We start from the raw sequence: 18,396 nt of genomic DNA on the forward strand, positions 1-18,396 counted from the left end.
TCAGGGCAGTATCAAGGCATTTCCCGCGAGCTCACCGGGTCGGCCGTGGGGGGCAGGGCGCCGCGCAATGGGCTCGGCGCGAGCTTGCGGGTGTCCGCGGCGGGCTGCGGCGGCGGGATCAGCTGGGTGCCTTCGAGGCGTGAGCCGCCGCGCGCGGAGGTGGTGGCCGACGGAGCCGCCGACGCAGGCGCCAGTGCGCGCGGCGGCGGTGCGATCTCGGGCAGGATGTTCGAGCCGCTCACGCCGCGCAGCATCACGTTGGAAGTGTCGGGCTGCGTGCGCTGCTGCATGCCGCGGATCTCGTCGTAGCGGTCGTACGCGAAGGCTTCGGTGGTGCCCGCATCGCGCATCACCGCCGGACGCAGGAACATCATGAGATTGACCTTCTCGCGTGTGCGGGCCTGGCTCTTGAAGAGGTTGCCGAGCACCGGGATGTCGCCGGCAAGCGGCACCTTCTCGACCGTGTTGTTGTAGGTGTCCGACAGCAGGCCGCCGAGCATGACCAGTCCGCCGTCTTCCACCAGCACGCTCGATTCGATCGAGCGCTTGTTAGTGGTGGGGCCGTTCTGGTTGTTGACGGTGTTCGCATCGACCGTGGAGGTCTCCTGGAAGATCGTCAGCTTCACCGTGCCGTTCTCGTTGATGGTCGGTCGCACGCGCAGCGTGAGGCCCACGTCCTTGCGCTCGACGGTGGTGAACGGGTTGACGCCGACCGAGCCCGAGGTGCTGGCGTACTGGCCGGTCACAAAGGGCACGTTCTGGCCGATCACGATCTTGGCTTCTTCGTTGTCCAGCGTCAGCAGGTTGGGCTTGGACAGCACGTTGGCGTCCTTGTCGCTGTCGAAGAAGCTGGCGATCGCGCCCAGGATGTACTGGCCGCCGATCTTGCCCGCGATGCCGAGGTTCGCACCCGGCGTGATCGCCCCCGCCACGCCGGCGGCGTTGCGCGTGGCCAGCGCCTGGGTCAGCGTGAGAAGGTTGGCGCCGGCTACCGAGGAATTGGTACCTATCACCGCGTTGCTGCCCAGCGCGCTCTGCCATTGCACGCCGAACTTCGCGGCGGCCGTGTCGCTCACCTCGACGATCAGCGCCTCGATCATGACCTGCGCGCGCCGGCCGTCGAGCCTGTCGATCACCGCGCGCATCTGGCGGTACTGCGGCTCGGGCGCGGTGATGATCAGCGAGTTGGTCGACGGGTCGGCCTGGATCTGGCCGCCGGTGGACGGCTGGTTGGCGTTGTTCAGCGGTGCGCTGGCGGCGGCAGAGACGCCCGACTGGCCGCTGTTGTTCAGGTTCACCTGCATCGCCTGCGGCGCGCTCTGCTGCGGCACGGCGCTGGCCGTGGCGCCCGGCGTTCCCGGCGTCGTGTTCAGCTGGTTGGCCGCCATCGCGGCGCGCAGCGTGGACGCGAGGCGCACGGCGTCGGCGTTCTTCAGGTAGACCACGTAGATGTTGCCGGCCGCGCCGTTGCTGCTCTCGGCGGCGGGGCGGTCGAGCTTGTCGACCAGCGTGCGGATCAGCGCCACGCGCGCCGGGTTGGCCGCGCGGATGATCAGCGAGTTGCTGCGCGGATCGGCCATGAGCGTGGTGCGGAACGACGCATCGGCCGCACCGGGGGACGCCGGCGCGCCGGGCGCGCCCGAGCCGCCGCCGTCCACCAGCCGCTGCACCAGCGGCACCATGTCGGTGGCCACCGAATGCTTGAGCTGGATGATCTCGATGTCGGAGGCGTTCGGCACGTCGAGCGACGCGATGATGCGCGCCAGCCGGCGCATGTTGTCCGCGTAGTCGGTGATCACGAGCGAGTTGTTGCCCGGGTTCACGTTGATGGTGTTGTTCGGCGGGATCAGCGGGCGCAGCACCGGCAGCAGGTTGTTCGGCGACTCGTAGTTGAGGCGGAAGATCTGCGTGACGATCTGGTTGCTGCCGCTCGACGCGGTGGCGCCGATGGAAGTGTTGACGGTGCTGCTCTGCAGCTTGGCGTCGGCTTCGGGAACCACCTTGTAGAGGCCGTCGGCCTCCACCACCGCGAAGCCCTGCAGGCGCAGCGCCGAGGCGAACTGGTTGAAGGCCGCCGCCGGCTGGATCGCGCGGTCGGTGACCAGGTTCATCGTGCCTTTCACCCGCGGGTCGACCACCACGTCGCGGCCCGTGACCACCGCCATGGTGCGGGCCACCGCCTCGATGTCGGCGTTGGAGAAGTTCAGCGTGATCGGCTCGCCGCGGCGCGTCGCGTCGCCGGTCTGCGCGAACGCGGCGGGCGCGCCCTGCAGGAACGTGGCGGCGATCAGCACGCGCACGGCAAGCGCGACGGTGCCGGTCGAAAACAGTGGCTTCATCATGAGGATCAACCCAGGGTGATGATCGAACGCGCGTTGTCGCGCCGCCCGATGATGTTCAACAAATTGGAAAGTGCGTCTTCACGGCCGGGCGCGGCACTGGCTTCGCCGTTGAAGCGGAAGGAGGTGCCGGTCCAGCTGCCGCTGCCGTTGAGCTCGAGGCTGCCCTCGCGCGTGCTCAGCAGCAGCGTGGGGCGGCTGCCGCCTTCGAGCGTGAGGCGGTAGCTGCCCATCGGCCGCAGCGTCGAGAGGCTGGAGGAGACGTCGGTGGCGTCGAGCGTGGCCTGGCCGGCGATGCGCAGCGCGGGGCCGTCCCACTGTATGGCGAAGGCCTTGGTGGAGAGGTCGAGCGCGCCTTCGAGCTTGAGCGTGTTCCATGGCGCGCCCAGACCCATGAGCAGGGTGGCGGGCCAGCGCGAGCGGCTGTCCTGCCATGCGACCAGCATGCCGCCGGCGCGCGGGCTGGCCTTGAGTTCGAGCGGCTGCGCGGCGCAGCACGGCAGGTCGAGGCTGGCGGAGATGCCGCTGAAGCCGGGGCGCATGCGCCAGTGCACCAGGCCGGGCAGCGACACCGCCTGCGTGCCGCCCGCCCCGCTTGCAAAGACCACGGCGGCAGTGCCGTTCCAGACGGTGCCGCGCGGGTTGGCCAGCACCAGGCGGCCCTGGCTCCAGCTCGACAGCGCCGCCGACAGCCAGCGCGCCGGCGCGAACAGCACCACCGCGGTCAGCACGCCGGCGAGGGCGCCGAGCAGCGCCCAGCGCCAGCCGCGGCGCGGTCGGGCTTGGGGGACGGGGGGGCGGCTCAGCATGCGGGGCGCTTGTTGCTGCTCATCGCGCCGCGGGCAGCGCCATGACGACGGTGCCGTCCCAGCGCACCGGCGGCGTCTTCGGCGCGTCCTTCGCGCCAGGTGCCGACGGTGCCGGTGTCGAGGCCGGTGCGCGGGTCAGGTGGACTTCGCGCGGCACCGCGTGCGCATTGCCGCGCGCCTGGCCGAGCCATTGGGCGACCGTCGCGGCGGGCGCTGCACGCAGCGAGACGGTGGCGGCGCCGTCGCCGCCGGATGCCATGAGCTGCGCGTTGCTGGTGCCCAGGCCTTCGCGCACGGAGGTCTCGAGCGCGCGCATCGCATCGTCGCGGTTCAGGCGGGGCTGCGATTGCAGCGCCTTCGCGCGGGCCTGCAGCGTGGCCATCTGCTGCAGCTGCGCATCGAGCTGCGCGTGCTCGGCCGGTGCCGCCGACAGCGTGCGCAGCGCGGGAGCGAGCGCTATCCACCACAGCAGCGCCAGCGCCACGAGCGCGGCGGCGGCGGAGACCATGCGGCGCTCGCGCGCTTCCAGGGTGGCCCAGCGGGCCTTGAGCTGTTCGCTGAAATTCATCGGTTGGCCTCGGCCTGTACCAGCAGGAGGTCGCCCTCGGTGCGCACGTTGTAGCCACGCGGCGCCATCGCGCCTGTGATCTGCGAAACCTCCGAGGGCTGCAGCCCCAGGCCGCGCAGGCGCAGCTGGCCGGCGCTGTAGTCGACGGCGCTCGGCACCTTGCCGGGGGGAAGCACGGCGGCGAGCGCGCCGACCATGGGTTCGAAGTCGCTGTTCGCCACGTCGCCCACGGCCTGCTGCAGCGAGGCGACCTCGCGCTGCATCTGCACCGGCGCGTCGACCACGACCTTCACCGAGGGGAAGGTCGCCGTCAGCATCGCCTTGGCGGCCTGGCGCTTCGATTCGAGCGCGTTGCGTTCCTTCCAGGCCCAGGCGTTGAGGCCGATGAGCTGGGTGAGCAGCAGCGCGACCACGCCCCAGCGCGCAGCGCGCCACTCGGGCGCGTAGCGCAGCGTCTGCACCACCGACGCGAATTTCTTGCCCGCGCGCGCGCGGCCGGTCACCGCGAGGTCGAACTGGGCGAGCTCCCATGGCGTGCGCGCGGCCTGCAGCCAGCGCTGCGGCGACTGCACGATGGGCACGCGGCGCTGCAGCAGCGATTCGGCGGCCTCGGCCACGGCGGGTTCGGTAGAGATGACGGCGGTGTCCAGCGGCAGGCCGTCGGACAGGGCCTGGCCGGCGCCGGCCAGCGGCAGCGAGACCACGCCGTCGGCGTCGCACACCGTGAGCCTCGGGGCCTCCGGTTCGCCGGTGACCAGCAGCATCGGCGGACCGTCGGCCGGCTGCGGTGCGAATTCGGGGACGATGCGCACCACGCGGCGGCCGGCTGCCTCGATCCCCTGCACGACGCTGCGCAGCCAGATGCGGTTGCAGGCCGCCACCCACACGGGCGCTCCGGGCTTGGCGTCAGGCTCGAGCGCGAAGTGCAGGGCTTCGGGCTCGTCGAGCAGGTGTTCCTCCAGCAGGCCGTCGAGCACGGCGCGCAGCTTCGACGCGCTGCCCATGCTGCCCTTGGGCAGCGTGACGCGGTGCCACGAGAGAGCCGCGGAGGGAATGCCCAGCATGACCTCCGTGCTCGAGGGCAGCAGCGCCAGCAACGCCCGGCCCTGGTTGCGCAATGCGATGCCGTCGTCGCCTGCCTGGGCCCAGTCGTACTCTCCCGCGGCATCGGCCGGAGGGAGGGGAGCAATGAGCAGCAGGGGAGTCATGTGGATCTTGGAAAAGCCGGTGATTGTAGGTGCGCGTCTGACAAGATGACGCTCTGTTTTTCATAGCGCGTCGCGCAGAGGCTACGCGCGTTGGAGGGCTTTTAGGCTACAAATATTGCATCGAGATCAGGGTTTGACCGTAGTGTCCGTTGCGCCGGCGCCGCGCGTGCGCCAGATCGTCGTCACCGTGACACCGTTTCGCTGTAGCAATGAGCGTTCCTCCACGTAGGTGCGATCGAGCCGCAGCTTGCCGTAGACCTCGAAGAACTGGGTGCCGACGCCGTGCTGGGCGGCGTTGAACGGTGCGGTGCCGCTGGGCAGTGCGGCGTTGGCGGCGGCGATGTCCTTGAAGAAGGCGCGCGAGCGGCGCTCCACCAGCTGGCGCGCGCTGGCGATGTTGAGCGACTCCATGCTGGCGCTGATGGCTTCGGCGCTCGCCGTGTTGAGGTTGAGCGTGGTCTTCACCGGCAGGATCGTCACGTAGGGCTCGAGCGCCGCGGCCGTGGAAGGCGAGAGGCCCAGCCACACCAGTTGCGAAACCTGCTGCGGAAGCAGCGGCGCGGCACCCGAATCGCCGCCGCTGCTGCCGCCGCCACCACCGCTGCTGCCGTCGGTCGAAGTGCCCGTGGCAAGCGCGGCAGCGAGCCCGGTGGTCATCAGGCTGAGCTCCGACGCGGGCAGGCCCAGCAGGTTGAACAGCCGCGTGAAGGTGGCGACGCCCGCGGGCGACGGCTTGCCGTTGTCCACCAGCGCGAGCACGTTGAGCTTGGACTGCGCATCGACGATGCGGCCCGAAAGAAAAGCGTCCGGCAGCCCTTCGAGGTTGTCGCTGGCCACGTTCTTCTCGGCCGAGAGAAAGCTGTTGAGCCGCGCTTCCTCCAACGGAACGGCCCAGGGCTCGCCCAGGTGGTCGGGACCGCCGGCGCGGCCGTCCTCCCCGAGGATGAGGCGCGACCAGTCGAGCGCGCCGATCAGCACCCAGGCCGCCTGCACGCGTGCACGTTCGGCGCCTTCGACCTCGGCCGAGCGCCATTGCTGCCACAGCGCCGCGGCGGCGAAGGTGGCCACCAGCATCACCGTCAGCATCGCGGCGAGCAGGGCGGCGCCGCGCTGGCGGTGCCGTTCGCCGTTTGCTGCTCTTGTTTCGGGCGTCGGCGTCATGAGGTTTTCGGCGCTCCGACGGTCGGCTTGACCCAGTCGCGCGTCAGCGTGCCCGATAGGCCCTCGCCCGGCGGAAGCGTGATGACGAGGCGCACGCCGTCGGGCATGGCGACGACGGGGCCCGAAGGGTTGTTTGGATTGGGCTGCGCCACGGGCAGCTGGCTGGCCGGTACCCAGCTGTTGTCGCGGAAGAAGAAGATCTGCCAGCTGTTGGCCGGCACCAGCGCAACGTCGCTGAAGCCGCCGTTCGAGCCCGCGCCGCCGTCCTGCGCCCAGGCGGCCGCGAGGTTCCAGGCCTGCTGCCAGTCGCCGCGCGTGGTGAAGGGCAGCGATTGCCAGCGCCGCCAGCGCACGCCGTCGGGGCCCGACTTCAGCGTCCACGCCACCACCTGCACCGACGGCGCCGTGTCGTCGCTGCCGCGGCGCGTGAGCCGCAGCACCCGGCCGTCCCAGTCGATGGGGCGCGTCTGCGCGATCGTGGTCACGGCGTCGAGATCGGCGCCCCATTGCGCGAGCGTGGCCTGCAGCGTGAGCACGGTGTCGGCGCGCTGCTGGTTCTGCGTGGTGGCGCGCGACATGCTCTCGAGCCCGCGCCAGCTCACGAGCGAGAGCAGCGCCATCACCGCGATGGCGACGAGCAGCTCGATCAGCGTGAAGCCGCGCGCGGCGCGGATGCCAGCGTGCTGTTGCATCGGCATCGATCAGTACCTCCCCACCACGGTGGAGATGCGCAGGATCGGCGAGTCGGCTTCGTCGCGCACCTGCACGTCGACGCGCCGGAAGTTCGGGTTCAGCGTGGGGATGGTCGAGGTGGTCACGTTGAACGAGACGCCGGCCTGCAGGCAGATCGACCCGGAGTCGCCCACCGCCGGCATCTGGCGCGACAGGCGGGCCTTGGCGAGTTCGTTCTCGGCGCACAGGTCGGCCAGCACGAGGTCGGACTGGCGCTGCGCGTTGCGCGTGAGCGACATGGTGGCCTGCGAGCCTGCGGCCAATGCGATTGCCACGATGCCGAGCGCGATCAGCACTTCGATCAGCGTGAAGCCGCCGGTGCGCGAGGGCGAAGCAGGGTGGCGTCGTCGCGTGTTCATGTCACTGGACCGCCGAGACGGTGAAGGGGCGCACCCCGTCGGTCGAGATGCGCAGCGCACGCGCGGGCGGGCCGGCGGAATAGAGCATGACCTGCTGCGCCGCGATGATCGGATCGGGCCCGAGTTGCAGCGCGGGAACGAGCGTGCCGTTGGCGAGCGAGACCTGGGCGGTGATGCCCTCTGCGGCCCAGCCGTCAGGCAGCGAGCCGGGCAGGAGGCCGTCGAACCTGAAGCTGCCCTCGACCGGCCGCCACCGCACCACGATGCCGCTGGCGCGCGACTGTGCGCGGGCCGACTCGAGCAGTGCCGCAAGCCGGTCGGCCTCGCGGTCGAGGTTGGCGGCGCTGGTGTCGCGGATGGCGAAGCTCACGGCGGCGGTGGCGATCGCGATGATTGCGATCACCACGATCAGCTCCAGCAGTGTGAAGCCGCCTGGCCGGCGGTGGCAGCGGAGTGGATGCGGGGTGAGGGGCGGCGCGTGCGAGCCGCCGCTGCTACTGCCAGCTGCCGATGTCGGCATTCTTGCCCTCGCCGCCGCTCTGGCCGTCGGCGCCGAACGAGAGCACGTCGATCTCGCCCTTGATGCCCGGGTTCAGGTACTGGTACGGATGGCCCCAGGGATCGTTGGGCAGCTTCTCGACGTAGGGCTTCCAGTTGGGAGCGGCCGGGCCGGTGGTCGGGCGGGTGAGCAGCGCCTGCAGGCCCTGTTCGGCGGTGGGGTAGCGCTGGTTGTCCAGGCGGTAGAGCTTGAGCGCCTGCATCAGGTTGTTGATGTCGGTGCGGGCGGCCGTCACGCGGGCGTCGTCGGCGCGCTCGATCACGTTCGGGACGATGAGTGCCGCCAGCACGCCGATGATGACCAGCACGACCATCAGCTCGATCAGCGTGAAGCCGCGTTGGACGGTACGGGTAGCGGCACGGAGGAATTTGTTCATAGCTTGTGCGGACATGATTCGGAAAGCGCGCTGCATGATAATCCGCGGCCATGACAAGTCCTTACTCCGCAGCCCGCTGGCATGCCCCACTTGCAACGACGGGGCTTTGGGCGCTGGCGGCCGGTGCCGCGGTGTTCTGGGCGCTTCGCCTGGCGTCGCCGACGGACGCTGTCGCGGCTGCCGCGGCCATGCCTCGGCCTTCGGTGGCGGCGGACTCCGATTCGGTGGCGCGCCTGCTGGGCGTGCTGCCCGAGTCGCGCACGGCTCCTGTGGCCCCGGAAGCGGCCAGCCGCTTTGCACTTTCTGGCGTGGTGGCCGATCCTTCCAGGCAGGGGGCGGCGCTGATCTCCATCGACGGCAAGCCGCCGCGGCCGTTCCGCGTCGGTTCGACGGTCGGCGAGAGCTACGTGCTGCAGTCGGTGGGCCTGCGTTCCGCGACGATCGGCTTGCGCGCCGACGGTCCGGCCGCGTTCACGCTGCAACTGCCGGTGCGCGCGCCGATCAGCGTTTCCAGCCCCGCGCTGGCGGCGGCACCGGTGTTGGCCGTGCCGCCTGCGACGATGCCGGCGGTCGCGGCTCCGCCGCAAATGCCGCAGCAGCAGATGCAGCCTCCGCCGCCGCAGCCCGGCGGCGCGTTGCTGCAACAACCGGCTGCGATGGCTGCGCCGCTGCAACAACAACAGGCCGCGCAGTAACCCCGTCAGGGCCCGTCAGGGTTCTGGATCGATGAGCGAAGCCGGCCTTGCGCCGGCTTCTGCTTTTTCAGGCCTGAAGGAAGAGCCGGTACGCCGGGTTGGCCGTTTCCTCGACGTAGGGATAGCCCAGCGTCTTGAGGAACGCGTCGAATTCGGCGGACTCGCCGGCCGGCACCTGCAGGCCGACGAGGATGCGGCCGTAGTCTGCCCCCTGGTTGCGGTAGTGGAACAGGCTGATGTTCCAGCTAGGCTGCATCAGGCTCAGGAACTTGAGCAGCGCGCCCGGGCGCTCGGGGAACACGAAGCGCAGCAGGCGCTCATCGTGCGCGAGGCCGGTGCGTCCGCCCACCAGGTGCCGCAGATGCTCCTTGGCGAGTTCGTCGTGCGTGAGGTCGAGCGCATCGAAACCATGCGCAGCGAAGGTCCGTGCGATGACGGCCGATTCACCGCGCGTCGATGTCGTGAGGCCGACGAACACATGCGCCTTGGCCGCGTCGCTGATGCGGTAGTTGAACTCGGTCACGTTGCGCAGCGCGCCGCCGCCCGTGCCCGGCGCTTCCGACTCGCTGGCAGGCATCTCGCCGATCAGTTCGCAGAAGCGGCGGAAGCTGCCGCGCTCCTCGGGCATGGTGACGGCGAACAGGGCCTCGCGCTCCTCGCCGACCTCGGCGCGTTCGGCGACGAAACGCAGCCGGTCGAAGTTCATGTTCGCGCCGCACAGGATCGCCGCATAGGTTTCGCCATGGCGGCCGTGCTGCGCGACATATTCCTTGATGGCCGCGACCGCCAGCGCACCGGCCGGCTCGACGATGCTGCGCGTGTCCACGAAAATGTCCTTGATGGCGGCGCACACCGCATCGGTATCGACGGCGATGTATTCGTCGACCAGCTCGCTGGCGATGCGGAAGGTTTCCTCGCCGACGAGCTTGACGGCGGTGCCGTCCGAGAACAGGCCGACGTCGGGGAGGTTCACGCGCTGATGCGCCGCGACCGACTGCATCATCGCGTCGGAGTCGTTCATCTGCACGCCGATCACCTTGACCTCGGGGCGCACGGCCTTGATGTAGTTAGCCACGCCGGAGATCAGCCCGCCTCCGCCGATCGCGACGAACACCGCGTCGAGCGGGCCTTGGTGCTGCCGCAGGATTTCCATTGCGATGGTGCCTTGGCCGGCGATGACGTCCGGATCGTCGAATGGATGAACGAAGGTCAGGTTCTGCTTCGCCTGCAATTCGAGTGCGTACAGATAGGCATCCGAATAGCTGTCGCCGTGCAGCACGATTTCTCCGCCGAAACCACGCACCGCATCGATTTTGAGTTTGGGCGTTGTCACCGGCATCACGATCACGGCGCGAGTGCCCAGCTTGCGCGCGCCCAATGCAACGCCTTGCGCGTGATTGCCCGCCGAGGCGCAAATCACTCCGCTCGCCAATTGCGCAGGACTCAAATGCGCCATCTTGTTATATGCGCCGCGCAGCTTGAAGCTGAAGACCGGTTGCTGGTCTTCGCGCTTCAATAGAACAGTGCTGCCCAGCCGCTCGCTGAGCGCGCGCGCCTTCTCGAGCGCGGACTCGACTGCAACGTCGTAGACCCGGGCATTGAGTATTTTTCTGAGATAGTCGGCGGGCGTCAGCGTTGTTTTAAGAGGTGCGTCTTGCACGATTTTTTCCAAGGGAGTTTTCATTTGCTAACTGCCGATGATAAGAGGCATCGAGATTGCATGCGAGATATGACATGGACACAAATGTCATAAACCTCTTCAGCAAAGCCCCAGCTGCAAATGATTCGGGTTTTTTTGGACGCACCTATCCCGCGATTCATCCGACCGCAGATCAATTTACAAATGAGCAGAATCTGTTATCAATTTCTGTCAGTGATCTTTCGAAGAAGCTGATGCAAGCGGAGGCCGCGCGCGTTCAGCGAAAGGAAATTGGGCGTGCGACGTGGCAGGTGATGGGCAACAGATTGCGTGCGCACATCGTTCCGTTGCTCGGTGATGTGCCGGCGCAGTCCTTTGCAACCGCGGACGCGCAGCGCTTGATCGATCACCTCGGAGAGCAGGGCTTCACCAGCACGACGATTGCCCAGTACCTGGTGCTGTTGCGCAAGGTCGTGATGCATGGCGTGCACATCGGTGTGCTCCGCGACGCGCCTGCGTTTCCGAAGGTCAAGGTGCGCAGCCAGCCGCGAGGCAGCTTCAGCGTTGCCGAGTACCGCGCGATCATCAGGACCGCGCGCAGCCTGCGCGGGCATTCGCATCCGGTACTCGATCAGCTCGGGGCGGGGGAGCGCTTCTGGATTGCGCGCGAACTGCTTGTGATGCCGGACGAACTGCCTTGGCTTGTCCGATGGATGGTCAACACCTTCGTGCGTCCGAGCGACATCAAGTTCATGAAGCACAAGCACATCGAGGTCGTGCGCGGCAAGCACGTCTATCTGCGGATGAACCTGCCGGAGACCAAGCGGCACAGCCAGCCCATCGTGAGCCTGTGTCCCGCCGTGCGGGTCTACGAATGCCTGCTCGCCTATCGTGAAGAGCACGGATACGGTGGGGCGGAAGACTACGTATTCATGCCCCAGCTGAAGAACCGCGAGCACGCGCTCGCGGTGCTCAACTTCTGCTTCCACTGGGTGCTCGAGAAGGCTGGTCTCGAAAAGGGACCGCTGGGTCAATCGAGGACGCTGTACTGCCTGCGCCATACCGCAATCACGCTGCGGCTTCTGTATGGTCAAGGTATCGACATGCTGACCTTGGCGCGCAATGCGCGCACGAGCGTCAACATGGTCGAGCGTTTCTACGCTTCGGTGTTGAGCGGAGAAATGAATGTGGGATTGCTGCAGAGCCGGCGCAGCCGGGTGAGCTGAAGGGCGGAAAAAGCAAAAAGCCGCCCGGCATGGGCCGGGCGACTTGAGGCTTTGTTGCCGCGTCGAACTGGCGGGAGCCAGCATCGAAGTCAAACAGAAAGCTTGAAAGGCTGGACTATCAGAACGCGTGGCGAATGCCGAAGTCGTAGCCGGTGGAGGTCTTCGGCGTGAACACGCCTTCCGACGCCTTGTAGAAACCCGGGCCGCCCACCGTCAGCGCTGCGCCGTTCTTGTTGCTGACGCGAGCGATCGTGGCGTACAGAGCGGTGCGCTTCGACAGGTTGTGCACATAGCCCAGAGCCAGCTTGTTGGCCTTCGGATCGGCGTTGTTCGCGATGAACGGGCTGTACGGCCGGTTGTAGTCGTACTTGACTGCCGAGTAAGACGCACGGATGAGTCCTGCGCCGACCGGCACGGTCACGCCGAGCAGGTAGCCGTTCAGATCCACGTCGGGGCGGGCTCCGGAGAGGGGCGTGATTTCATAGTCGCGCGAGTTCTTGGCGCGCGACAGTTCACCGAACAGCTTCACCGGGCCGAAGTCGTACGAAGCGCCCAGGTTGAACGTCTTCACCGAATCGGTGGTGCCTGCGTAGTACTGATCGGCAACCGTGCTGTTGCCATAGGACACTGCCACGCCCAGCGGGCCGTTCGCGTAGCCGAAGCGACCGCCGATGTAGCGGCCTGCGCGGCTCTTCGAGGTGCTGCTGTCGTTCGGGGTGAATCTGCCGTTGCTGTACTTGTCGTTCTCGTGGAACGCATACATCACTTGGCCATAGAAACCACCCAGGTTCGGGGGCAGGAAATAGCCGATCGAGTTGCTGGCGCGGAAGTAGTTCTGGTTGCCGCCGAAGCCGCCGGTGTCCTTGGCGCCATAGGTTTCTGCATTGAAGCCGTTGGCCGTGTTGATCAGATTGGCGCCGACGCCGTTCGTACCGAATGGATCGAACACGGTGTCGTTCCAGAACGTCGGGGTGTAGTCGCGGCCGATGCGCAGTTCGCCGAAGCCGCCCGACAGGCTCACGGTCGAGCGACGGACGAAGCTCGCAACGCCGGTGGAGCCGTCGTCAGCGGTGACGGGGGCTTCGAGCCAGAAGCTGGCGGCCAGGCCGCCGCCCAGATCCTCGGTGCCGCGGAAACCCAGCCGGCTGGTGTTGTAGCCGGAGTTGGCCAGCGCCTTGCGGCTGACCTTGACGCTGCCCTGATTCGTATGGAGGGGAGCGCCGAAGCTGTTTTCCAGGACGGTGGGCTTCAGATCGCGCGAGCTGGACGAGTAGCCGCTGATCGACGCGTCGACCACACCGAACAGCGTGACGGACGACTGGGCCGAGGCAACACCGGCAACAGCCAGGGCAGCCAGAGCAACTGCCCTTCAGGCGAGAAAACTAGAGTGGTTTCCGGGGCGGGCGGGAGTGATTCGGGCAGAAAAAAGCCCCGAGCTTTGCAGCTCGGGGCTAAATCCACCAATTGGAAGGGTGGAGGAGACAACTTGCCGCGCATACGTTTGCGCAATGAAATAAAGTATATCGACTGTTTGTTGCGTTGCAACAAGCAAGTGATGCTTTTCCCACACATAAATGGATGCTCGCGTGCATTTTGCCGGCATCCCCCACCTGGAAGTCCGAAAAACCATGGAATGCACAGTAAGTTGGACCGGAGACGCAGGTACCCGATCGGCCATGGGCTTCGTTGCCGAGACCGGCAGCGGCCACGTCCTGATGATGGACGGCGCCCCGGATGCCGCGAAACCCGAGAATGGCGGCCAGAACCTCGCGGCAAGGCCGATGGAGACTGTGCTGGCCGGTACGGGCGGGTGCACCGCCTACGACGTCGTGCTGATCCTGAAGCGCGGGCGGCACCGCGTCGAGCGCTGCAGCGTCAAACTGACCAGCGAGCGCGCGGAAAAAGACCCCAAGGTCTTCACGAAGATCCACATGCATTTCACCGTGGCGGGCAAGGGAATTCCGGCTTCGGCCGTGGAGCGCGCGATTGCCTTGAGCCACGAAACCTACTGCTCCGCCAGCATCATGCTGGCGAAGACGGCCGAGATCACCACCAGTTTCGACCTGATCGAAACCTGAGCCACGCAGGCTAGATGCGGTGCGCCAGCGTGGTCATCACGCGGGACGCCACCCGCATCATCGCCTTGGCCGGCGCCGGGAGCTCCGCCGCGCCGGCATCGACCGCCTGCGACGCATGGCGCGCTTCGTCGAGCTTCATCTGTTCGACCACCGCCCTCGAGGCGCTGTCTCCGGGCGGCAGGCGGTCGAGGTGGCTGTCCAGGTGAGCCTCCACCTGGCGTTCGGTCTCCGCGACGAACCCCAGGCTCAGTGGATCTCCCAGTCGGCCCGCCACCAGGCCGAGGCCAAAAGCACCTGCGTACCAGAGCGGATTCAGGATCGACGGACGGGCGCCCAATTCATCGAGCCGTTGCCGGGTCCATGCCAGGTGATCGGTTTCTTCGTGTGCCGCCTCGATGAAGTGAGCGCGCAACCCCGGATCGCGTGCCACAGCCGCCTGGGCCGTGTAAAGCGCCTGGGCGCAGACTTCGCCGACGTGGTTTACGCGCATCAGCGCTCCGGCTTCCCGGCGTTCGGCCTCGCTCAACTCGCCCGTTGCCTGGGTTGCCTGGGAGGAGGCTGGAGTTGCGCGGGTAGCGTGGGGCCGGGCAAAAAGCGTGCGCAACGCCGAGTCTGCCGCGGTCAGAACTGAGTCGATCATGAGCGTCATGGAGCTATTTGAACGCACATGCGAAATGCCCCGCCGCGGGCTCATGATTTTTCACAATGTGGTGTATCTGGAGCCATAAGTCCTTTGTTGCAGGCGTGCAACGAAACGCGAGGGCCATCCAAGATTTCGGGCGATTTGTTTTGCCCTGCCGCAGCGGCTCTGGTGCAATAGCATCAACTTCCCAAAAGGAGGTTGGCCCGGGGTCCGGTGGGAGCACAAAAGTGCCAGTCACGGTGAGCCCTTCGCACCGGAGCCCTATGTTTAACCTTGGAGAAACTTGCAATGAAAAAATCTCTAGTTGCTCTGGCTGCCCTGGCTGTTGCCGGTGTTGCCTCGGCTCAGTCGTCCGTCACGCTGTTTGGTGTGGTCGACGCGTCGATCAGCGGCTATTCGAACACCGCGCGCGACAACCGCGCGACCGTTTTCCCCAACGCTTTCGGCATTCCCGTCTACCTGAACCAAGGTTCGGTCAAGACCAGCCGTAGGGCACTGGCTAACTCGGGTTACAACTTCGAGCCGCATCGGCTTCCGTGGTACGGAAGACCTGGGCGGTGGCCTGGCAGCCAGCTTCTGGCTCGAAGCTCCGATCTCCAACGACGACGGCCAGCAAGGTATCGCGACGTTCGCTCGTCGTTCGACCGTGAGCCTGTCGGGCGGTTTCGGTGAAATCCGTCTGGGCCGTGACTACACCCCGACGTTCTGGAACGACACCGTGTTCGACCCGTTCGGCACCAACGGCGTTGGCACCAACCTGGTTTCGACGGCTAACGACAATTTCGGTGGCTTCGGCACCCCCCGCAGCTTCGACCGCTCCGTTCACCAACGTGGGTTCGAGCAACTACGTCCGCGCCAGCAACTCGATCGGCTACTTCCTGCCGCCGAACCTGGGTGGCTTCTATGGTCAAGTGCAATACGCTCTGGCCGAGAAGACCAAGTACAACTCGGGCATCTTCACGCCTGACGTGGCCAACAGCCAGCGTCAAGGTCGCTACATCGGCGGCCGCTTCGGCTACGCAAACGGTCCTCTGGACGTTGCGCTGGCTTACGGCAGCAGCACGGTCGGCGACAACTACTACGCTGGCACGACCACCAAGGTCAACACCCTGAACCTGGGCGCTTCGTATGACTTCGGTCCCGTGAAGCTGTTCGGTGAACTGTCGAAGGCCAAGAACAAGATCGACTACGAAGTGACCCCGCTGGCTGGCGGCCGTCCCGACATCGATCTGACCGGCTACCTGCTCGGCGTGACCGTGCCGGTCGGCGCTGGCCTGATCCGCGCTTCGTGGTCGCACGTCAAGCTGGACCAGAACCTGCCGAACAACCCGTTCGCTCTGAACACGCCTGATCCCAAGGCCAACAAGATCGCTCTGGGCTACGTGCACAACCTGTCGAAGCGCACGGCTCTGTACGCAACGATCGCTCGCGTCAGCAACAAGAACGGTGCTAGCTACACGGTTGGCGGCCCGGCTTTCTACAACAACGCAGCTGGCGCCTTCACCCCGAAGAGCTCCACCGGCTACGACTTCGGTATCCGTCACGCTTTCTAATCTGACGCTGGCGCAAGCCAGCTTCGGTTAAAAAGTCAAAAGCCACTCGGCGCAAGCCGAGTGGCTTTTTTTCGTCCGAACCTTCCTCGGATTCCCTCGGGAAACCACGATGCGCACCCCCGGGGAACCCCCGTGCGGGCACGCACCTTGCACTGCTAGCATGCCCGTTCACTTTGCTTGCTGAATGATTGCCTTCGTACTGCGCCGCCTGATCCAGGCCGTGATCGTGATGATCGCGGTCGCGTTCATCGCCTTCCTTCTTTTCCAATACGTCGGCGACCCCGTCGTGTTCCTTCTCGGACAGGACGCCAAGCCCGAGCAGATCCGCGAGCTGCGCGCCGCATTGGGGCTCGATCAACCCTTCTTCGTGCAGTTCTGGCACTTTCTCGTGAATGCGGCGCAGGGCGAGTTCGGGCTGAGCCTGCGACAGGGTGCGAAGGTGTCTCGCCTGATCGGCGAGCGCTTCCCCGCCACGCTCGAACTCGCGCTGGTCGCCGCCGTGCTGGCGCTCTTCATCGGCATCCCGATGGGCGTGTACACCGCGCTGCGCCGCGGCACCTTCATGAGCCAGGTGTTCATGACGGTGTCGCTGCTCGGCGTGTCGCTGCCGACTTTCCTGATCGGCATCCTGCTGATTCTGGTCTTCGCCGTCACGCTGGGCTGGTTCCCGAGCTTCGGCCGGGGCGACACGGTGAAGTTCGGCTGGTGGACCAGTGGCCTCTTCAGCGCCGACGGCTGGCAGCACATCGTGCTCCCGGCGGTGACGCTGGCGATCTTCCAGCTCACGCTGATCATGCGGCTGGTGCGTGCCGAGATGCTGGAGGTGCTGCGCACCGACTACATCAAGTTCGCGCGCGCACGGGGCCTGTCGAACCGCGCCATCCATTTCGGCCACGCGCTCAAGAACACGCTGGTGCCCGTGATGACCATCACCGGCCTGCAGCTCGGCGGCCTGATCGCCTTCGCCATCATCACCGAGTCGGTGTTCCAGTGGCCCGGCATGGGCCTGCTCTTCATCCAGGCCGTGACCTTCGCCGACATACCGGTGATGGCCGCCTACCTGTGCCTCATTGCGCTGATCTTCGTGGTGATCAACCTCGTGGTCGACCTGCTGTATTTCGTGGTCGATCCGCGCCTGCGCGTCGGCAAGGCAGGAGGGCACTGACATGGCGGCAGCCACGCCCATGGTCCCGCGCCTGAAGGCCTCCGGCCGTGCGTTCGCGCACATCGCGAGCTTCTACCCCGAGATCACCGCTTTCCGCCGCGACCTGCACGCCCACCCCGAACTCGGCTTCGAGGAGGTCTACACCTCCGGGCGCGTGCGCGAAGCGCTGCGCGCCTGCGGCGTCGACGAGATCCACGAAGGCATCGGCAAGACCGGCGTGGTCGGCGTCATTCGTGGCCGCTCGACGGCCAGCGGCCGCATGATCGGCCTGCGGGCCGACATGGACGCCCTGCCCATGCGCGAGGACAACGACTTCGGCTGGCGCTCCGCCTGCGACGGCCTCATGCACGGCTGCGGCCACGACGGCCACACGGCCATGCTGGTCGGCGCCGCGCGCTACCTCGCCGAAACGCGCGACTTCGACGGCACCGCAGTGCTCATCTTCCAGCCCGGCGAGGAAGGCTTTGCCGGCGCGCGCGTGATGATCGAGGACGGCCTGTTCGACCGCTTCCCGGTCGACGCCGTCTACGCGATGCACAACTGGCCCGCCATGCCGGCCGGCACCGTCGGCATCAACCGCGGCGCGATGATGGCCGCGGCCGACCGCATCACCATCGAGATCAAGGGCAAGGGCGGCCACGGCGCGCACGCCTACCAGACCATCGACCCGGTGATCGTCGCGGCGCACATCATCACCGCGGCGCAGACGATCGTGTCGCGCAACGTGCGCCCCATCGATGCCGCCGTCATTAGCATCTGCGCGATGCAGGCCGGCGACCTCGGCGCGATGAGCGTGGTGCCCGGAGAGGCGACGCTGGTCGGCACCGTGCGCACCTTCAGCTCGCGCGTGCAGGCGCAGGTCGAGCAGCGCCTGAACGAGCTGTGCGCGGCCATCGCCTCCGGCTTTGGCGCGACCGCCAGCGTCAAGTACGAGCGCATCTACCCGGCCACCATCAACACCTCGCCCGAGGCGATGTTCGCGGCCGACGTGGCCGAGTCGCTGGTCGGCGCGCGCAATGTCGAGCGCAGCATGGAGCCCAGCATGGGCGCTGAAGACTTCTCCTTCATGCTGCAGAAGAAGGCCGGCGCCTACCTGCGCATCGGCCAGGACGTGCGCGACGGCGCCTACCTGCACAACAGCCGCTACGACTTCAACGACGAGATCCTGCCGCTAGGCGCCGCGCTGCATGCCGGCCTGATCGAGCAGGGCATGCCGCTTGCCGCTACCCGCGGTGCGCAGCCAGGGAAAGCAGCCGCCACCGCGGCGACGTGATTTGTTCGATTCC

17 protein-coding genes and 1 pseudogene are annotated in these 18,396 nt (G+C 66.9%); 6 read left to right on the top strand and 12 right to left on the bottom strand.

What is annotated here, in order from left to right:
- Positions 1 to 11: 11 nt before the first annotated feature.
- From gspD to gspG, 9 genes are all read right to left on the bottom strand, one after another.
- Positions 12 to 2,342 carry a type II secretion system secretin GspD gene (gspD, locus tag ACHMXA_RS09185; protein ID WP_395320283.1) on the bottom strand — a complete coding sequence of 777 codons (2,331 nt, stop codon included), beginning with the start codon at positions 2,340 to 2,342 and terminating at the stop codon, positions 12 to 14.
- A 5-nt stretch (positions 2,343 to 2,347) separates the two neighbouring features.
- On the bottom strand, positions 2,348 to 3,148 hold the full coding sequence (gene gspN, locus ACHMXA_RS09190) for a type II secretion system protein N (protein ID WP_395320285.1): 801 nt from the start codon (positions 3,146 to 3,148) through the stop codon (positions 2,348 to 2,350).
- A 19-nt stretch (positions 3,149 to 3,167) separates the two neighbouring features.
- Entirely contained in the window at positions 3,168 to 3,716 is a 549-nt protein-coding gene (gspM, locus tag ACHMXA_RS09195) for a type II secretion system protein GspM (RefSeq protein WP_395320287.1), read from the bottom strand.
- Positions 3,713 to 4,924 (bottom strand): type II secretion system protein GspL, encoded by a 1,212-nt coding sequence (gene gspL / locus ACHMXA_RS09200; RefSeq protein ID WP_395320289.1) that lies wholly within the window; start codon positions 4,922 to 4,924, stop codon positions 3,713 to 3,715. Before gspL ends, gspM begins: the two co-directional genes overlap by 4 nt.
- Before the next feature lie 126 nt (positions 4,925 to 5,050).
- Positions 5,051 to 6,085 (bottom strand): type II secretion system minor pseudopilin GspK, encoded by a 1,035-nt coding sequence (gspK, locus tag ACHMXA_RS09205; protein WP_395320291.1) that lies wholly within the window; start codon positions 6,083 to 6,085, stop codon positions 5,051 to 5,053.
- Positions 6,082 to 6,777 carry a type II secretion system protein J gene (locus ACHMXA_RS09210; protein WP_395320293.1) on the bottom strand — a complete coding sequence of 232 codons (696 nt, stop codon included), beginning with the start codon at positions 6,775 to 6,777 and terminating at the stop codon, positions 6,082 to 6,084. The genes gspK and ACHMXA_RS09210 overlap by 4 nt, the downstream gene beginning before the upstream one ends.
- Positions 6,778 to 6,786: 9 nt before the next feature.
- A complete protein-coding gene (gene gspI / locus ACHMXA_RS09215; RefSeq protein WP_395320295.1) occupies positions 6,787 to 7,176 on the bottom strand; it encodes a type II secretion system minor pseudopilin GspI in 390 nt (129 codons plus the stop codon).
- Between the two features lies 1 nt (position 7,177).
- Positions 7,178 to 7,696, bottom strand: coding sequence for a prepilin-type N-terminal cleavage/methylation domain-containing protein (locus ACHMXA_RS09220; RefSeq protein WP_395320297.1), 519 nt, complete (start codon positions 7,694 to 7,696; stop codon positions 7,178 to 7,180).
- Positions 7,671 to 8,111, bottom strand: coding sequence for a type II secretion system major pseudopilin GspG (gene gspG, locus ACHMXA_RS09225; RefSeq protein WP_019654497.1), 441 nt, complete (start codon positions 8,109 to 8,111; stop codon positions 7,671 to 7,673). The genes ACHMXA_RS09220 and gspG overlap by 26 nt, the downstream gene beginning before the upstream one ends.
- 50 nt (positions 8,112 to 8,161) lie before the next feature.
- Between gspG and ACHMXA_RS09230 the strand changes: the two genes are divergently transcribed.
- On the top strand, positions 8,162 to 8,806 hold the full coding sequence (locus ACHMXA_RS09230; RefSeq protein ID WP_395320299.1) for a hypothetical protein: 645 nt from the start codon (positions 8,162 to 8,164) through the stop codon (positions 8,804 to 8,806).
- A gap of 67 nt (positions 8,807 to 8,873) precedes the next feature.
- On the opposite strand, the gene ilvA is transcribed toward ACHMXA_RS09230, so the two are convergent.
- Positions 8,874 to 10,490: a threonine ammonia-lyase, biosynthetic gene (gene ilvA / locus ACHMXA_RS09235; protein ID WP_395320301.1), complete on the bottom strand. Its 1,617-nt coding sequence runs from the start codon at positions 10,488 to 10,490 to the stop codon at positions 8,874 to 8,876.
- A 50-nt stretch (positions 10,491 to 10,540) separates the two neighbouring features.
- Between ilvA and ACHMXA_RS09240 the strand changes: the two genes are divergently transcribed.
- Positions 10,541 to 11,671, top strand: a complete 1,131-nt coding sequence (locus tag ACHMXA_RS09240) for a hypothetical protein (protein ID WP_395320303.1) — start codon at positions 10,541 to 10,543, stop codon at positions 11,669 to 11,671.
- A gap of 118 nt (positions 11,672 to 11,789) precedes the next feature.
- On the opposite strand, the gene ACHMXA_RS09245 is transcribed toward ACHMXA_RS09240, so the two are convergent.
- A complete protein-coding gene (locus tag ACHMXA_RS09245) occupies positions 11,790 to 13,028 on the bottom strand; it encodes a porin (RefSeq protein WP_395321267.1) in 1,239 nt (412 codons plus the stop codon).
- A 271-nt stretch (positions 13,029 to 13,299) separates the two neighbouring features.
- Between ACHMXA_RS09245 and ACHMXA_RS09250 the strand changes: the two genes are divergently transcribed.
- Positions 13,300 to 13,749 carry an OsmC family protein gene (locus ACHMXA_RS09250; RefSeq protein WP_007834112.1) on the top strand — a complete coding sequence of 150 codons (450 nt, stop codon included), beginning with the start codon at positions 13,300 to 13,302 and terminating at the stop codon, positions 13,747 to 13,749.
- A gap of 10 nt (positions 13,750 to 13,759) precedes the next feature.
- Here the strand turns inward: ACHMXA_RS09250 and coq7 are convergent, their stop codons facing one another.
- Positions 13,760 to 14,398: a 2-polyprenyl-3-methyl-6-methoxy-1,4-benzoquinone monooxygenase gene (coq7, locus tag ACHMXA_RS09255; protein ID WP_395320305.1), complete on the bottom strand. Its 639-nt coding sequence runs from the start codon at positions 14,396 to 14,398 to the stop codon at positions 13,760 to 13,762.
- 282 nt (positions 14,399 to 14,680) lie between these two features.
- Here coq7 and ACHMXA_RS09260 point away from each other — a divergent pair.
- The 3 genes and pseudogenes from ACHMXA_RS09260 (at position 14,681) to ACHMXA_RS09270 (ending at position 18,383) form a co-directional block, all read left to right on the top strand.
- Positions 14,681 to 15,945, top strand: a pseudogene (locus ACHMXA_RS09260) (porin).
- A 184-nt stretch (positions 15,946 to 16,129) separates the two neighbouring features.
- Positions 16,130 to 17,110, top strand: a complete 981-nt coding sequence (locus tag ACHMXA_RS09265; RefSeq protein ID WP_176668580.1) for an ABC transporter permease — start codon at positions 16,130 to 16,132, stop codon at positions 17,108 to 17,110.
- A 1-nt stretch (position 17,111) separates the two neighbouring features.
- Positions 17,112 to 18,383 carry a M20 aminoacylase family protein gene (locus ACHMXA_RS09270; RefSeq protein ID WP_395320308.1) on the top strand — a complete coding sequence of 424 codons (1,272 nt, stop codon included), beginning with the start codon at positions 17,112 to 17,114 and terminating at the stop codon, positions 18,381 to 18,383.
- The last annotated feature ends 13 nt before the right edge of the window (positions 18,384 to 18,396 follow it).

This window comes from Variovorax sp. UC74_104 (assembly GCF_044055375.1).
GTDB lineage: Bacteria > Pseudomonadota > Gammaproteobacteria > Burkholderiales > Burkholderiaceae_C > Variovorax.

What these genes read in the sequence shown, in the direction of transcription:
- gspD (WP_395320283.1), bottom strand. Translation starts at nt 2,342, where the DNA reads ATGATGAAGCCACTGTTTTCGACCGGCACCGTCGCGCTTGCCGTGCGC.
- ACHMXA_RS09265 (WP_176668580.1), top strand. Translation starts at nt 16,130, where the DNA reads ATGATTGCCTTCGTACTGCGCCGCCTGATCCAGGCCGTGATCGTGATG.
- ACHMXA_RS09220 (WP_395320297.1), bottom strand. Translation starts at nt 7,696, where the DNA reads ATGCCGACATCGGCAGCTGGCAGTAGCAGCGGCGGCTCGCACGCGCCG.
- gspM (WP_395320287.1), bottom strand. Translation starts at nt 3,716, where the DNA reads ATGAATTTCAGCGAACAGCTCAAGGCCCGCTGGGCCACCCTGGAAGCG.
- ACHMXA_RS09210 (WP_395320293.1), bottom strand. Translation starts at nt 6,777, where the DNA reads ATGCAACAGCACGCTGGCATCCGCGCCGCGCGCGGCTTCACGCTGATC.
- ACHMXA_RS09270 (WP_395320308.1), top strand. Translation starts at nt 17,112, where the DNA reads ATGGCGGCAGCCACGCCCATGGTCCCGCGCCTGAAGGCCTCCGGCCGT.
- ACHMXA_RS09240 (WP_395320303.1), top strand. Translation starts at nt 10,541, where the DNA reads ATGGACACAAATGTCATAAACCTCTTCAGCAAAGCCCCAGCTGCAAAT.
- ilvA (WP_395320301.1), bottom strand. Translation starts at nt 10,490, where the DNA reads ATGAAAACTCCCTTGGAAAAAATCGTGCAAGACGCACCTCTTAAAACA.
- gspL (WP_395320289.1), bottom strand. Translation starts at nt 4,924, where the DNA reads ATGACTCCCCTGCTGCTCATTGCTCCCCTCCCTCCGGCCGATGCCGCG.
- gspG (WP_019654497.1), bottom strand. Translation starts at nt 8,111, where the DNA reads ATGAACAAATTCCTCCGTGCCGCTACCCGTACCGTCCAACGCGGCTTC.
- gspN (WP_395320285.1), bottom strand. Translation starts at nt 3,148, where the DNA reads ATGCTGAGCCGCCCCCCCGTCCCCCAAGCCCGACCGCGCCGCGGCTGG.
- ACHMXA_RS09230 (WP_395320299.1), top strand. Translation starts at nt 8,162, where the DNA reads ATGACAAGTCCTTACTCCGCAGCCCGCTGGCATGCCCCACTTGCAACG.
- gspK (WP_395320291.1), bottom strand. Translation starts at nt 6,085, where the DNA reads ATGACGCCGACGCCCGAAACAAGAGCAGCAAACGGCGAACGGCACCGC.
- ACHMXA_RS09250 (WP_007834112.1), top strand. Translation starts at nt 13,300, where the DNA reads ATGGAATGCACAGTAAGTTGGACCGGAGACGCAGGTACCCGATCGGCC.
- coq7 (WP_395320305.1), bottom strand. Translation starts at nt 14,398, where the DNA reads ATGACGCTCATGATCGACTCAGTTCTGACCGCGGCAGACTCGGCGTTG.
- gspI (WP_395320295.1), bottom strand. Translation starts at nt 7,176, where the DNA reads ATGAACACGCGACGACGCCACCCTGCTTCGCCCTCGCGCACCGGCGGC.